The sequence below is a fragment of the Microcystis sp. M113S1 genome (assembly GCF_020246945.1).
Taxonomy (GTDB): Bacteria; Cyanobacteriota; Cyanobacteriia; order Cyanobacteriales; family Microcystaceae; genus Microcystis.
On sequence record NZ_JADBSA010000198.1, the window covers coordinates 1 to 14,131 of the forward strand.

Below are 14,131 nucleotides of genomic sequence, written 5' to 3' on the forward strand. Positions count from 1 at the left end.
AAGGCCGAATTTGAAGTCTTTTCTGAACGAAACCCCTTACTATCTGTTGTCAAGGTTCAGTTTTTAGCTTGGTTATCGCTCTTTCCATTGTAGCTTAAAGCCGTCCTAAAAGGACGGGGTTTTAACCCAAATTTTCGATAACTCGAAAGAGTCGCGGGATTCCGTGGGGGTGATACTGGAAGTGAAGAAACCCAGCAATAAAAGCGAGATGCTGCGGAGAGACAAACTCAACTGTAAAGCATTACAGGAATTACTCCTCTACTTCCTACGGGAAAGAATAACCGAGAAAAACCTAGAGATAAAACACCTGATTGCAACCAATATATATGAGTGGTTTATCTTTGACGGGAATATCTTCGAGAGACTATTCGCGCAAAATCAGGAACTTGTCAGACAGTTTAATGACTTTGAGACGGGGAGACTAACGGGAAAAACCACCGACTTCTTCTATAAACAGATAGGAGAACCTTTTCTTGACTCAATACTGAATTCCCTGACATACACCTATTTTGACTTGCGGGAATACTCCCAAACCATCGGGGAGGATGAACATCAGCTAATCAGTCTCTATAAAATCTTTTCTCCCGAACACCTCTTAAAACTCCCCTTTGCGAACGATAGCAACAGTCTCGACAAGAACTTTTATAGTGAGTTGCTGCATATCATCGGGTTGACAGAGATAAAAGAGGGAGGGAAAAAACTCATCCAACGTCTGCAACCAGCAGCGCGTCAACCCGGTTCGCTGCTAGAGAACGCTATCAGTCAAGTGGACAGTTTAGATAAAATCTCTCGTTTACCCAATCCCGAAGAATTTGGGGAGACGGAGGAGGAGAGACTATTTAATATCGGTTTAGAGTTGGGGATAACCTGGATAAATAGAATCCTGTTCCTGAAGCTATTGGAAGCGCAGATAATTAGGTATCATCGGGGGGATAAATCCCTAGGGTTTCTCAATTTAAGCAAAATTGCCGACTATGACGACTTAAATCGGTTATTTTTCAGCGTCTTGGCAAAAAAACAGTCAGAAAGAAGCAAAGACATCCAGAATATCTATACTCAGGTTCCCTATCTCAACAGTTCTCTGTTTGAACCGACGGAATTAGAACAATCAACGATAGTTATCAGTAACCTGCGTTCGGAGAACTTAGAGATTTTTGTGGGAACAGTCTTAAAGGATAGTCAGGGGAAAAAGCGAACAGGAGAAATTAACGCTTTAGCATACCTATTCGAGTTTCTCAATGCCTACGATTTTAGCAGCGAAGGTGGGGAAGCGATACAGGAGGATAATAAGACTCTTATCAATGCGTCGGTGTTGGGATTAATCTTTGAGAAAATCAACGGGTATAAGGATGGTTCCTTTTTCACCCCCGGTTTTATCACTATGTATATGTGTCGGGAAACGATTCGACGCGCAGTGATAGAGAAATTTAACCAGAGTCAGGGATGGGATTGTCAGACTATTGAGGATGTGTATAACCGCATCAAAGATAAAACGGCAGCCAATGCTATTATCAATAGTCTCAAAATTTGTGATCCTGCGGTAGGTTCGGGACATTTTCTCGTCTCTGCTTTGAATGAGATAATCGCGATTAAGAGTGAACTACAGATTTTAGTGGATAAAGAGGGTAAAACTCTCAGGGATTATCGGGTTGAGGTGGTGAATGATGAGTTAATCGTCACCGATGATGACGGGAATATATTTGAATATAATCCCCGCAACCGAGAAAGTCAGCGCGTACAGGAGACTTTATTTCAGGAAAAACAGCGTCTGATTGAAGGGTGTCTCTTTGGAGTGGATATAAATCCCAACTCGGTGAAAATCTGTCGGTTGCGTTTATGGATTGAGTTGCTCAAGAATGCTTACTACAAAGCAGATAATGAGTTAGAGACGCTACCGAATATCGATATTAATATCAAGGTGGGTAATTCTCTGATTAGTCGGTTTGGGTTATCCAATGATTTACAAGTCTTTTCCCGCAAAAGTCGTTTAAGTATCGAGAGTTATAAGGATGCGGTGAGAGTCTATCGCAACGCGGAAGATAAGTCGCAAAAGCGCGAGATGGAGAGATTGATAAGTGAGATTAAGAGTAGTTTCCGTCAGACTTTACAGGGAGATAATCCCCAGAAAAAGCGCTTGCGCGGTTTGGAAGCGTATTTATATAGTCTAGAGAATCAAATTTTGTTATTTGAGGAGTCAGCTAAGGAAAAGAAAGCGCGGGAAAAGGAGATTAGTCAGTTAAGGAATGAGATTGATAAGTTACGTCTGGAAATCGAGGAGATTGAGAGTGGTAAGATTTATCATCATGCTTTTGAATGGCGCTTTGAGTTCCCCGAAGTTCTAGATGATAAGGGTAATTTTATCGGTTTTGATGTGGTGATTGGTAATCCTCCTTATATCCGACAGGAGGAAATTAAAAGTATTAAATCTATCTTGCAGAAAAGTTATCAATCCTATACAGGAGTCGCTGATTTATTCGTCTATTTTTATGAAAGGGGTTTACAGATACTCAAAAGTCAAGGTTATTTAACTTATATTTCCTCAAATAAGTATTTTCGTGCGGGATACGGAGAAAAATTAAGACAACTTCTCACCAATTCGACGACAATTTTAAATTTAGTTGACTTTGGGGATTTTCCTGTCTTTGAAGAAGCTACTGCTTATCCCAGTATTATCGCTTTAAGTAAAGATAAATGGGATGGCAATCAGTTTAAAGCTTTAGCTTGGGATAAACACAGAGATCAAAATATCACCCAGTTTGCCACAATTCTAGAAAAAGATTATCTTACCATCACTCAAGCTAATTTATCTGCTGATGGTTGGAAATTAGAATCTTCACAAACTTTAGATTTATTGGCTAAATTGCAAAAAGTCGGTACTCCTTTGGGAGAATATGTAAAAGGTAGATTGTATCGGGGAATAATAACAGGTTTAAATGAAGCTTTTGTGATTGATAGTACCACCCGCAATCAATTAATTGCTGAACATCCCTCCTCTGCTGAAGTTATTAAACCTTTTCTACGGGGACGAGATGTAAAAAGATGGCGAATAGATTTCGCTGAACAGTATTTAATTAAAATTGAGTCATCGGAAAATAAAACTCATCCTTGGTCAGATAAAGGTAAAATAGAAGCAGAAGCAATCTTTTCTCAAACCTATCCCGCAATTTATGCCAGATTCCAAAAGTTTCGAGATAAACTAATCAAAAGAGATGATCAAGGTCGCTTTTTTTGGGAATTGCGTTCCTGTAAATATTGGCAAGAATTTGAACAACCGAAAATTATTATTCCTGCTATCGTCAATAATGTTGAATATACCCTAGATTTATCTGGATATTATAGCAATGATAAAACTTCAATCTGTATAACTGATAATCCTTATTACCTGTTAGCTATTTTAAATTCTTCACTAATGTGGTGGTTTATTCAACAGATAGCATCATCTAAACAAGGAGGTTTTTTTGAATTTAAACCGATGTATGTTTCTCAAATTCCCATTCCTAATCTAACAGAATATCAAAAAGAATCTTTAGAAAAATTGGTCAAAAAATGTCTTGATTACAAAAAAAGCGATCCTAAAGCGGACACAAGCGAATTAGAAAAAGAGATTGATAACTTAGTTTACAAACTTTATCAACTAAGATATAATGAAGTAAAAATAATTGATCCAGACTTTCCACTAACAGAGGAAGAATATGAAGGAATTAAAATAGAGTAGTAGGGAAAACAAAATGAAAACAAGAATAAAAAACTCTGTATCTAGTGTGGTTTTTATTTATTCAGGGAAGGGGAATCTGCATCACAGATATATTCGCCAAGAATATCACCAATACAAATATAATGATCAAACCAAAATATCCATTTATCTGTGGTTATGCTGTTGCAGTTTATGGACATCCATGCTATAATAAAGATATTGATGTTTGGATTGAAATAAGCCTGTGATATAAAAAAAGGCAGCAAAAAATACAATAGGAGCCAACCCATGTCAGAGCGAGAACAACTAATTAAAGAACTCGAGCAATCCCCAGATTTTTTAGTTCACGAAGTTTTAAACTTCCTGTTATTCATCAAAGCTCGCACTGCTGAAATTTCCCAACAAGAATCTCTTAAAAAAACTCAAGAATCGAATACTCCAGAGTTTTTAAGCTTCATCGATCAAATAAATTCTGAAACACCAAAAACTAAAAAACTACGTCCATTTGGTTTGTGTGCGGGAGAATTTGTTGTTCCCGAAGACTTTGATGCACCACTCCAGGAAGAAATTTTAAATGCCTTTGAAGGAAAATGAAAATTTTACTAGACACACATATTTTTTTATGGTTTATCAGTGGAGATCAACGACTTCCCACAGATATGCAAGCAATGATTCAAGACCTAGATAACGAAATTTATCTAAGTGTTGTGTCAACTTGGGAAGCAATTGTTAAATATCAGTTAGGTAAATTACCATTACCAGAATCACCTGCAACCTATTTCCCGAGACACTGTGATCGGCATCAAATTCTGAATCTTGACCTCGATCAAGCTAGTGTAAGTCAACTAGCTAATCTTCCATCTTTACATCGTGATCCTTTTGACAGAATGCTGATTTGTCAAGCCTTACAAAACGATATGGCGATCGCAACAGTAGATGGAGCCGTTAAAGCTTATCCAATCAATTTACTTGAACCATGATCAACTTATAAAAAAAGCGATTGATCACTTAGTTTATAAACTTTATCAACTCACCTATATCCAGAATATAAAGCCATTAAAATAGAGTAGTGTATTAGGGAAAACAAAATGAAAACAATAGCAGGATTAGATCGCATTACCTTTGACCCTAAAATTATGGCAGGTCAAGCTTGTATTCGTGGAATGCGGATACCCGTATCAGTGATCATTAACCTCATCGCCAATGGCTTATCAACAGCTGAGATAATTGAAGACTATCCCTATCTCGAACCAGAAGACATCCAACAAGCTTTAAGATATGCAGCTTGGCTAACCCAAGAGCGCGTCATCCTTTGGCAAAACACCCAAGCAGTATGAAGTTTTTAGGTGATATGAGTATCTCTCCCCGCACAATTGCACTTTTGAGAGAACAAGGCTATGACGCAATCCACCTGATTGAAGAAAACCTAGAAAAGATGACAGACCAAAATATTTTAGACAAAGCTCGTCAAGAAGAAAGAATATTACTTACAGTAGATTTAGACTTTGCTCAACTATTAGCAATTAGTGGCGACAGCTTACCCAGTGTTATTTTATTTCGTCTAGGGAATGTAAGCCGAGAAGTTGTGAACCGTCGCTTGTTAGCCATCTTAAATGACTATGCCACAGAACTTACTAATGGTCTAATCATCTCTGTAACTGATGTTTCAATTCGACTTAGGCACTTACCCATTCAACCATGAAAATTTTACTAAAAACACATATTTTTTATGGTTTATCAGTGGAGATAAACGACAATGACAGAGGAAGAATATGAAGCAATTAAAATAGAGTATTAGGGAAAACAAAATGAAAACAAGAATAAAAAACTCTTGATCTGGTGTAGTTTTTATTATGGTTAGTTCCCTGACATAAGCTAAATGAAATTAAACAACAAATTGATTAACATCTCAATCAAAAAAAATGAAAGCAGTTAAAGCAATGGCAACCATTAACGAACAAGGACAAATCACCCTAGATAGTCCGCTAATGAATAACAAAAATAGTCGAGTAGAAATTATCATCCTCATCCCAGAATTAGCAATTGAGAAAACATTAAATGTATGTGGTGGTGATGCTTGTATCCGTAATACCAGAATCCCGGTTTGGCTATTAGTCAGCTACCAACAACAAGGACTGAGCGACGCAAAAATATTAGAAGCATATCCCACCCTAAACGCGGTTGATCTGGCAAATGCTTGGAGATATGCCGAAAATCATCCCCAAGAAATTGCCAAAGCAATCCTGGAAAACGAGGCTGATTAGACAATGGTAAAACTCTATGCAGATGAGCAATTTCCCTTACCTGTTATCAGAATTTTGCGTTCCTTAGGATATGACATCTTGACAGTACAAGAGGCAGGAAAAGCAGAGCAAAAAATTCCAGATTCTGAAGTTCTGCACTATGCAATTAGCCTTAATCGAGCCGTATTAACTATGAATCGCCGAGATTTTATTCGTTTACACGCTCAAACATCTCAACATCAAGGCATTGTGATTTGTAGAAGTAGCATTAACTGGGAAAAAATTGCCCAAGCTATAGACAATCATCTTTCTCAATTTGAAACTATAGAAGGACAACTGATTAGAATTAAATTACCTAACATAAGCTGAATAAGAAAACGATGAAAACCACCAACTCACTACTACATCGAATTACTCACACTGCTGGACAATGTGGCGGTCGTCCTTGTATTCGTGGAATGCGAATCCGCGTCACAGACATATTAGAAATGCTGGCTGAAAACGTCAGCATCACTGAAATTTTAGAAGACTTTCCCGATTTAGAACTAGCCGACATTCAAGCTTGTCTAATCTTTGCCGCACGTCGTACAGACTTTCCCAGACTAAAGAATCTCAACCAAAATGCTTGACAAAAGCCAAGACTTGACTTATACTTTTTATATAATGGGAATCCGTGCCTAAATATATATAGGGGTTTTCAGAGAAATTAACGAGCGTTTGCGGCAAGGATTAAAGCTGGTTTGGTTAGGCTAACTTTATCAGGCCCTTTGAGGAGAGAAAAGTTATGGCTGAGTCGAAAAGCTGGGATTTTCAGAGATTTTGGCAAACTCTAGACTATTTTGATAGTATTCCCCTGTGGAGTTGTCTGCAAAAGCGGCTCGGTTTCGGGGAAGATAAAAAAAATCAGCTAACAAATGAGCAAGGGATGAAGACTATATTAGTCATTGGTGGGGAAAATGCGATCGGTAGAAAAGTAATCACTCAACTACAGCAGCAAAACTATCAAATTCGCGCTTTAGTCGATAATATTGATGATGCACGTCAATTATTCGGCGAAAATGTCGATTTATTTGCTCTGCAAACCCCGCAATTATTCACAGGGATTGAGAGAATTATCTACTGTCAAGGGGAGAATAACCGCCATAGTTTAGCTAATTTACTCGATTTATTGAAAAATGCCGGGATAACCGCCGAAAAAACCCTCTTTGACTTTAGCAATCCCAGCAGTGATATAAAAGAAATCTGGGGTGCGGTGGATGATGTGGTAATGGGAGGAGTGAGTGAGAGTCAGATAACCCTGACTGGAGGACGAGCGCTCTTTTCCGGTATCGTTAGAACTGAAAATAACGGCGGTTTTGCCTCAGTTCGTACCAGAAACCTGAATCCTCCCCTAAATTTATCTAACTACGAGGGAATAGAATTACAGGTAGAAGGGGACGGAAAACGCTATAAATTAATTCTGCGCTGTGAAGGACGTTGGGATGGCATCGGTTACTGTTATTCTTTTGATACACTTGATCGCACCTGGCAAAGTATTTCTATTCCTTTTGGCGATTTAATCCCGGTAGTGCGGGCCAAAACGATGAGAGATGCAGCACCCTTTGATAGCAGTAACGTCTATGCTTTGCAGTTAATGCAGAGTAAATTCGAGTACGATGGGGCCATAAATCCCCGTTTCTCCCCGGGGTTATTTGCTTTAGAAATTGTCACAATTAAAGCCTACGGTGGCAAAAACCGCTTAATTATCGTTAAAGAAGGAGAAATCGCCGAAAAAAGCCTTTTAGATGCTAGTGGTTATCCCTACGAAGCGATCGATTCTGCCCAGATTTTCGCTAAACTTAATTAATTTAAATAAGCTTGCATCTCAAGTTAAACTACAGAACATCGGGTTAAGATCATGACTATCGGGAGCATAATTAAGGAGGTATGTTCATGAGTGAACAGAATCCCTACGAACAACTTGGGGTTACTGAAGAATCCTCTTTTGAAGAAATTCAAGAGGCCAAACAAAGACTGGTGCAACAGTATCAAAATGATAGCAAAATTGTCGAATTGATCGAGTCGGCCTACGATTCCGTCCTCATGGATCGACTGCGGATGCGACAGGAGGGTAGAATTAAAGTTCCCGATCGCATTCGTTTTCCCGAACGTCTGACGATTCCGGTGGAAAGTAAACCGGTTACTAGCAGTAAATCTCCTCACTGGTGGCAAAGCTTAATCGATACACCTTCTGCACGGGATATCGGCGTACCAGCAGTGATTTACGCTTGTTTAGGAGCAATAACGCTGTTAGTTCCCGATCCCAGTGGCTCCCTTTTACCGCTGCTCTTAGCTTTTGGCGTTTTCGTTAATATCTATTTTTTCAACCGCAAGGAAAACCGTTTTGGCCGCGCCTTACTATTCACTCTCGCTGGTTTAGTGCTAGGAGTCGCTCTGGGAGCGGGATTAGCCAGTTTAGCGGCCAAGGCTGATTTGAATATCTTCGGCGATCGCCCAATTTATGCGCTCGTCACTTTTCTGATCTTTTGGGTGATTAGTAGTTTTTTCCGTTAACCAATCGCTCGTAGGGAGCCTAAGATCACGTCCACTGCTTCCCCAAGGTTATTGACGATATAATCAGGCTCGTAGCTCTCTAAACGGGAACGGCTGCGAATCCCGGATAATACGCCAATAACCTTAATATTTTGGCTCTTAGCGGCGGCAATATCCGCTTCCGTATCCCCCACCATCCAAGTATCGGCAGCCGCCGGCAGTTCCTTAGCGGCCTTAGCCATAAGCAGGGTTTTGTCGCGCACGTCGTTGGTTTTGGTGTAATTATTATTTAGACAATAACGACGATTAGCGGCGAAAAAACGACCGATATCGTGGCGATTAAAGGCATGATCTAGCTCGGATACCCGCCGCATCGTCATCACGACTAAATCGATCTTTAACTCTTGGATTTTCTGGAGAGTTTCCAAAGAACCAACCACCGGGCGATCGTGGACAAGATAGGGTAAAGTATGAACAGTTTGACGACGAAGATGGGCAAATTTACGCGCTTGATCTTCATCTAATCCTGACATTTCCCCGATACGCTTCTCAGAAACCTGATCCCGTTTTAACTGCCAAAATTCCGCTTTCGATAATTCTCCGATAATTTGACCTTTATAGGCGGTTTTCTGTAAACAGTCTTGATAAACTTGGTAATATCGCTCCGATACGTCCATTATCGGCCCGTCAAAGTCGCTAATTAGTCTCAACATCGTTCTAATACTTCTCGCTTTATTAATTTTTATATACAAGTTACCCTAGAGTCTTGACAATGACAAGAGTTTTGTCAGGAAAAAAATTAGGGATGAGGGAAGTGGGGTGTGGGGTGTGGGGGGAAATAGGGAAATGGGGAAGTGGGGAAGTGGGGAAGTGGGGAATTTCAACTAAAAACCCCAACATCCCAACCCCTAAAACCCTAAAACCCTAAAACCCCAACCCCTCACTGATTACTGATTACTGTTTACTGATTACTGATTACTGATCACTGATCACTGATTACTGATTACTGATTACTGATCACTGATGCTTCCCCTTCCCTAGTCTGGACGGTTAGCTTAAAATAAATGTAAGGATATGTAAACTTTCGTAACTATCTCGCCAATTGGCTAACTAATGATCCCAACAACTTCTTTATTCGCACCCGTTGACGATGATCTCCGTCTTTTGACCGATAACTTAAAAAACCTCGTCGGCGCTCGTCATCCCATTTTAGCGGCGGCAGCAGAACATTTGTTCGAGGCCGGTGGTAAACGCGTTCGACCGGCGATCGTGTTGTTAGTGTCTCGCGCTACCATGTTAGACCGGGATATCACTCCCCGTCATCGTCGATTAGCGGAAATCACGGAGATGATCCACACTGCCAGTCTCGTCCATGATGATGTGGTAGATGAGGCGGAATTGCGGCGCAGTGTTCCCACCGTTAACAGTTTATTTGACAATCGCGTGGCGGTTTTAGCGGGGGATTTTCTTTTCGCTCAATCCTCTTGGTATCTAGCAAATTTAGATAATTTAGAAGTGGTAAAATTGCTCTCAGAAGTGATTCGCGATTTTGCTGAAGGGGAAATTCAACAGGGAATTAATCGCTTTGACACCAGTATCTCCTTGGCAGCTTATCTAGAAAAAAGTTACTACAAAACTGCTTCTTTAATTGCCAACAGTGCCAAAGCGGCCGGGGTATTAAGCGAGCAATCGGCTGAAGTTAATCATCATTTATATAATTATGGTCGCGATTTAGGATTAGCTTTTCAAATCGTCGATGATATTCTCGATTTTACCTCCCCCACGGAAGTATTAGGAAAACCCTCTGGCTCCGATTTGATCAGTGGTAATATCACCGCTCCCGCTCTCTTTGCCATGGAGGAAAATCCCTATATAGAAGTGTTAATCGAACGGGAATTTAGTCAGGAAGGAGACATCGAAAAAGCTCTTGATTTTATTCACTCTAGCCAAGGTATTCCTCGCTCAAAAGAATTAGCCAATCAGTATGGTCAAAGTGCCTTAAAACACCTTGACTGTTTAGCTTCTTCTCCCTCAAAAGATGTGTTAATCGAGCTAGTAGATTACGTTTTGAGCCGAATTTATTAGGGAATAATAGTTCTCGCTGTAGCAATAGTCCAAGCATCAACTAATAATAAAAATAGGGTGAGAATAAAAAGAATTCCATACATCCAAGGCTGAGAAAGGGGGCGAATATCAGTCATATCCAAGTTAGTTTTTTCCTCGATTATTTTGACCATGCGATTAAATCCCACCACTCGCATCGGCAATAAATAGGCTTTTTCTGAGGAGCGATCAAGGAAATAATAAACTAAACCACCCTGTCCTGTACTGCGACATTTAAGTTCTTTTATATCTGTCCAATTTAACCACCAACCAGAGCGAAGAAAAGCGGGAAACCATTGGGGATAGGTAACTTGTATTCCTGTTTCTGATAAAATGACTCTTTCACTTAAAGCTCCGTATAAAGCGATTAATCCTAAGCTAATTCCTACCCAGAGAAAATTGGGACTAACGGGGGAATTAGTGACTTTTGCTAAAAAGGGTAAAGGGATGGTTAACGCCACATATAAACTTAATAAAGTTACCCGAATTATTGGTGATATCCGAAAAATTATTGTCTCGTTCATTTGATAACCTTAATCAGTAAACAGTAAACAGTAAACAGTAATCAGTAAACAGTAATCAGTAATCAGTAATCAGTGAAAAGAAGGCTCCGAACTTGCCACCTAATAAGCTGTTGACTATCTAAATTACTCGTTGAGACTGCACCAGAGTTGGGAGCAGGGAGCAGGGAGAGGAAGTTTGAGCATTTGTACTAAAATCTCCAATAGGCAGTTTAAATTCAGTACAGCTTACTTTACACTTTAATACTTAATACTGTTCACTGAAAACTGATAACTGATAACTGATAACTGATAACTGATAACTGAACTTGGAACCGCCATTATACAAAGAAATGTCATGTTTTAATAATACGCGACGGAGATTTGCACCTCGATCGCAGGTGATTGTTTGACCGTAAACTGTTATTCTAGGCATTAGGGGCGTGATTTTAAGTCGCTACAGTTATTTATTAATTAATATTAACATCTATTGACTATTTCTATGAACAATGGTAAGCGCATTTGGGTCTATGACACTACTCTCCGGGATGGGGCCCAGCGAGAAGGTATTTCCCTCTCCCTAGAAGATAAAATTAAAATCGCTAGGGAATTAGATCGGATGGGTATGCCTTTTATCGAAGGCGGTTGGCCTGGCGCAAACCCTAGAGACGGTCAATTTTTCTGGAAACTGCACGAAGAACCCCTAGAACAAGCGGAATTAGTCGCTTTTTGTTCCACGCGTCGCCCCCATATCGAGGCCCGGGAAGATCGGATGTTAACCGCCATTCTCGCCGCTAGAACCCGTTGGGTGACAATTTTCGGCAAATCTTGGGATCTGCACGTCACAGAGGGCTTAAAAACCAGTCTGGAGGAGAATTTAGCCATGATAGGAGATACGATCCAGTATCTACGCTGTCAGGGAAAACGAGTCATTTATGATGCCGAACATTGGTTTGATGGTTACAAAAATAACCCCGAATACGCCCTTTTAACCCTGAAAACCGCCAGGGCTGCCGGGGCCGAATGGTTAGTTTTCTGTGATACCAACGGTGGCACTTTACCCCAAGAAATCGCCCCTATTGTGGAGAAAGTGCGGGAGAAATTGGGCATCGATCCCGATGAGGAAAATGCGCCTCAATTAGGCATCCATGCTCATAATGACGCAGGAACCGCCGTAGCTAACTCTTTAGCGGCAGTTAACGAGGGCGCACGCATGATTCAAGGCACAATTAACGGTTATGGGGAACGCTGCGGCAATGCCAATTTATGTACTTTAATTGCCAATCTTCAGTTAAAAATGGGATTTTCTTGCCTAGAAGAAAATCAATTAGGCCGATTGACGGGAACTAGCCGAAAAATCAGCGAAATGGTCAATTTAGCGCCGGATGATCATGCTCCCTTCGTCGGACGTTCCGCTTTTGCCCATAAAGGCGGAATTCACGTTTCTGCGGTGGCGAAAAATCCCCTCACCTACGAACATATTAACCCGGAAGCGATCGGGAATCAGCGCCGCATCGTCATTTCTGACCAATCGGGATTAAGTAATGTGTTAGCGAAAGCGCGCAGTTTTGGCATCGATTTAAATAAAGATGATCCCACCTGTCGGCAAATTTTGGAACGTTTAAAAATCTTGGAAAGTGAGGGTTATCAATTTGAGGCAGCCGAAGCTAGTTTTGAGTTATTAATGCGGGAAGCTTTGGCACAGAGAAGCCACCTTTTTGAATTAAAAGGATTCCAAGTGTATTGTGATATGCTGCGGGATAGTGGTAATGCGATCGCGACAATTAAAGTACGGGTAAAAGAGGAAGATTTATTAGAAGTGGCCGAAGGTAACGGGCCGGTGGCCGCTTTAGATCTGGCTTTAAGAAAGGCTTTAGTCAAATTCTATCCTGAAATCGCTAACTTTCACCTGACCGATTATAAAGTGAGAATCCTCGATAGTGGTTCGGGGACGGCAGCGAAAACTAGGGTTTTAATCGAGTCGAGTAACGGTCAACAAAGATGGACTACCGTGGGAGTGTCTAGTAATATTTTGGAAGCTTCCTATCAAGCAGTAGTAGAAGGAATTGAATACGGTTTATATCTGCTGCAAAACAATAAACTAGAATTATCGGGTCAATTTTGTCCTTTGGGAATAATTTAGGGAACAGTTATCAGTCGTCAGTATTCAGGAGATTATTTTTATTTATTCTTCCCCCGCAACGCGCACGCAGTGACCCCCCCACACCTCGCACCCCACTTCCTGCTACCCTTTCTGGGATTGAATGTTTCCTAGGATAATAATCTAGTGGCCAGAGAATTTTGCCAACGACGAGCCAAGGCCCGCAGATACATATTAACGGGAAACTGATAATATTCGATCATTAACCAGAGTAAACAAATAGCATGGCAAATCAAGGTTAAAATCGACCAAAATAGAGGCACCCATGACAAAGGACTCCCCTCGACTGGAGGAAAAAGATAGGCACCCGTAGCCACAATTGCTGTGGGAAAAATCACAAATCCTAAACCGATAATTAAGTAAAAACCTGCCATCTCCATGCCTTCTCTCGGTAAACCCTGCCAATACTTACCATTCCAATACCAAGTTAAGGGTAATTGACTATCGGCCATTTTTAAAACCTGTTGTTCTAAATTAGCAGTAAAAATGTGTTGACAAAAGTTACAAGCATAGGCTTCCATTAGTGTTAAAGCGGCAATTTTACCATGGCGACAGACGGGACAAGAATAGGTATCGTGATAGTTTAATCGGGTTGGCTCGGTCATCGAAAATTTTGGGTCTGAAACCCCGTCGTTCTACGACGGCTTTACTGTTAAATATTAACACATTTACGAAATATATGCTAAAATGCTCCCCATGGAAAAAGCCTATTCTTACCGATTTTACCCCACACCCGAACAAGAGTCGCTATTGCGGCGCACCTTGGGCTGTGTAAGATTAGTTTACAACAAAGCTCTCCACGAACGAACACAAGCATGGTACGAAAGACAAGAAAGAGTAGGATATGCTCAAACTTCTTCAATGCTAACTGATTGGAAAAAGCAAGAAGAATTAGACT

The 14,131-nt window shown here is 40.5% G+C and carries 15 protein-coding genes and 2 pseudogenes; 13 read left to right on the top strand and 4 right to left on the bottom strand.

The window, feature by feature from the left end; translation table 11 throughout:
* Positions 1-130: 130 nt before the first annotated feature.
* The 10 genes and pseudogenes from IM319_RS10015 to IM319_RS10060 all read left to right on the top strand — a co-directional run.
* Positions 131-3,715 (top strand): annotated as a pseudogene (locus IM319_RS10015) (DUF7149 domain-containing protein); the annotation flags it as partial.
* Between the two features lie 267 nt (positions 3,716-3,982).
* Positions 3,983-4,288, top strand: a complete 306-nt coding sequence (locus tag IM319_RS10020) for a DUF2281 domain-containing protein (protein ID WP_287735490.1) — start codon at positions 3,983-3,985, stop codon at positions 4,286-4,288.
* Positions 4,285-4,674: a type II toxin-antitoxin system VapC family toxin gene (locus IM319_RS10025; protein ID WP_271972073.1), complete on the top strand. Its 390-nt coding sequence runs from the start codon at positions 4,285-4,287 to the stop codon at positions 4,672-4,674. Before IM319_RS10020 ends, IM319_RS10025 begins: the two co-directional genes overlap by 4 nt.
* 108 nt (positions 4,675-4,782) lie before the next feature.
* The gene (locus tag IM319_RS10030; RefSeq protein ID WP_286827419.1) at positions 4,783-5,031 is read left to right on the top strand and encodes a DUF433 domain-containing protein; all 249 of its coding nucleotides are present in this window, start codon (positions 4,783-4,785) and stop codon (positions 5,029-5,031) included.
* The gene (locus IM319_RS10035; protein ID WP_287735491.1) at positions 5,028-5,396 is read left to right on the top strand and encodes a DUF5615 family PIN-like protein; all 369 of its coding nucleotides are present in this window, start codon (positions 5,028-5,030) and stop codon (positions 5,394-5,396) included. Before IM319_RS10030 ends, IM319_RS10035 begins: the two co-directional genes overlap by 4 nt.
* Positions 5,397-5,616: 220 nt before the next feature.
* On the top strand, positions 5,617-5,958 hold the full coding sequence (locus IM319_RS10040) for a DUF433 domain-containing protein (RefSeq protein WP_271972067.1): 342 nt from the start codon (positions 5,617-5,619) through the stop codon (positions 5,956-5,958).
* Positions 5,959-5,961: 3 nt separating this feature from the next.
* Positions 5,962-6,306 (top strand): DUF5615 family PIN-like protein, encoded by a 345-nt coding sequence (locus tag IM319_RS10045; protein WP_158200995.1) that lies wholly within the window; start codon positions 5,962-5,964, stop codon positions 6,304-6,306.
* A gap of 11 nt (positions 6,307-6,317) precedes the next feature.
* Entirely contained in the window at positions 6,318-6,566 is a 249-nt protein-coding gene (locus IM319_RS10050) for a DUF433 domain-containing protein (RefSeq protein WP_287075689.1), read from the top strand.
* A 155-nt stretch (positions 6,567-6,721) separates the two neighbouring features.
* Complete coding sequence (locus IM319_RS10055; RefSeq protein ID WP_287735492.1) at positions 6,722-7,783, top strand: CIA30 family protein; 1,062 nt, start codon at positions 6,722-6,724, stop codon at positions 7,781-7,783.
* A gap of 86 nt (positions 7,784-7,869) precedes the next feature.
* The gene (locus IM319_RS10060; RefSeq protein ID WP_286827422.1) at positions 7,870-8,490 is read left to right on the top strand and encodes a CPP1-like family protein; all 621 of its coding nucleotides are present in this window, start codon (positions 7,870-7,872) and stop codon (positions 8,488-8,490) included.
* Here IM319_RS10060 and IM319_RS10065 read toward each other — a convergent pair.
* On the bottom strand, positions 8,487-9,182 hold the full coding sequence (locus tag IM319_RS10065) for an HAD family hydrolase (RefSeq protein ID WP_002801790.1): 696 nt from the start codon (positions 9,180-9,182) through the stop codon (positions 8,487-8,489). The two genes, IM319_RS10060 and IM319_RS10065, sit on opposite strands and share 4 nt — an antisense overlap.
* A gap of 400 nt (positions 9,183-9,582) precedes the next feature.
* Here IM319_RS10065 and sds point away from each other — a divergent pair, with 400 nt between their 5' ends.
* Positions 9,583-10,554, top strand: coding sequence for a solanesyl diphosphate synthase (gene sds / locus IM319_RS10070; protein ID WP_286827423.1), 972 nt, complete (start codon positions 9,583-9,585; stop codon positions 10,552-10,554).
* On the opposite strand, the gene IM319_RS10075 is transcribed toward sds, so the two are convergent.
* Positions 10,551-11,096, bottom strand: a complete 546-nt coding sequence (locus tag IM319_RS10075) for a hypothetical protein (RefSeq protein WP_287735493.1) — start codon at positions 11,094-11,096, stop codon at positions 10,551-10,553. The two genes, sds and IM319_RS10075, sit on opposite strands and share 4 nt — an antisense overlap.
* A 304-nt stretch (positions 11,097-11,400) precedes the next feature.
* A pseudogene (locus tag IM319_RS10080) lies at positions 11,401-11,508 on the bottom strand (2Fe-2S iron-sulfur cluster-binding protein); the annotation flags it as partial.
* A gap of 66 nt (positions 11,509-11,574) precedes the next feature.
* Here IM319_RS10080 and cimA point away from each other — a divergent pair.
* Positions 11,575-13,215 carry a citramalate synthase gene (gene cimA, locus IM319_RS10085; protein WP_287735494.1) on the top strand — a complete coding sequence of 547 codons (1,641 nt, stop codon included), beginning with the start codon at positions 11,575-11,577 and terminating at the stop codon, positions 13,213-13,215.
* A gap of 128 nt (positions 13,216-13,343) precedes the next feature.
* Here the strand turns inward: cimA and IM319_RS10090 are convergent, their stop codons facing one another.
* The gene (locus IM319_RS10090) at positions 13,344-13,838 is read right to left on the bottom strand and encodes a hypothetical protein (protein WP_286827426.1); all 495 of its coding nucleotides are present in this window, start codon (positions 13,836-13,838) and stop codon (positions 13,344-13,346) included.
* Between the two features lie 91 nt (positions 13,839-13,929).
* Between IM319_RS10090 and IM319_RS10095 the strand changes: the two genes are divergently transcribed.
* Positions 13,930-14,131, top strand: a 202-nt coding sequence (locus IM319_RS10095; RefSeq protein ID WP_287735495.1) for a helix-turn-helix domain-containing protein, incomplete at its 3' end; no start/stop codon positions are given.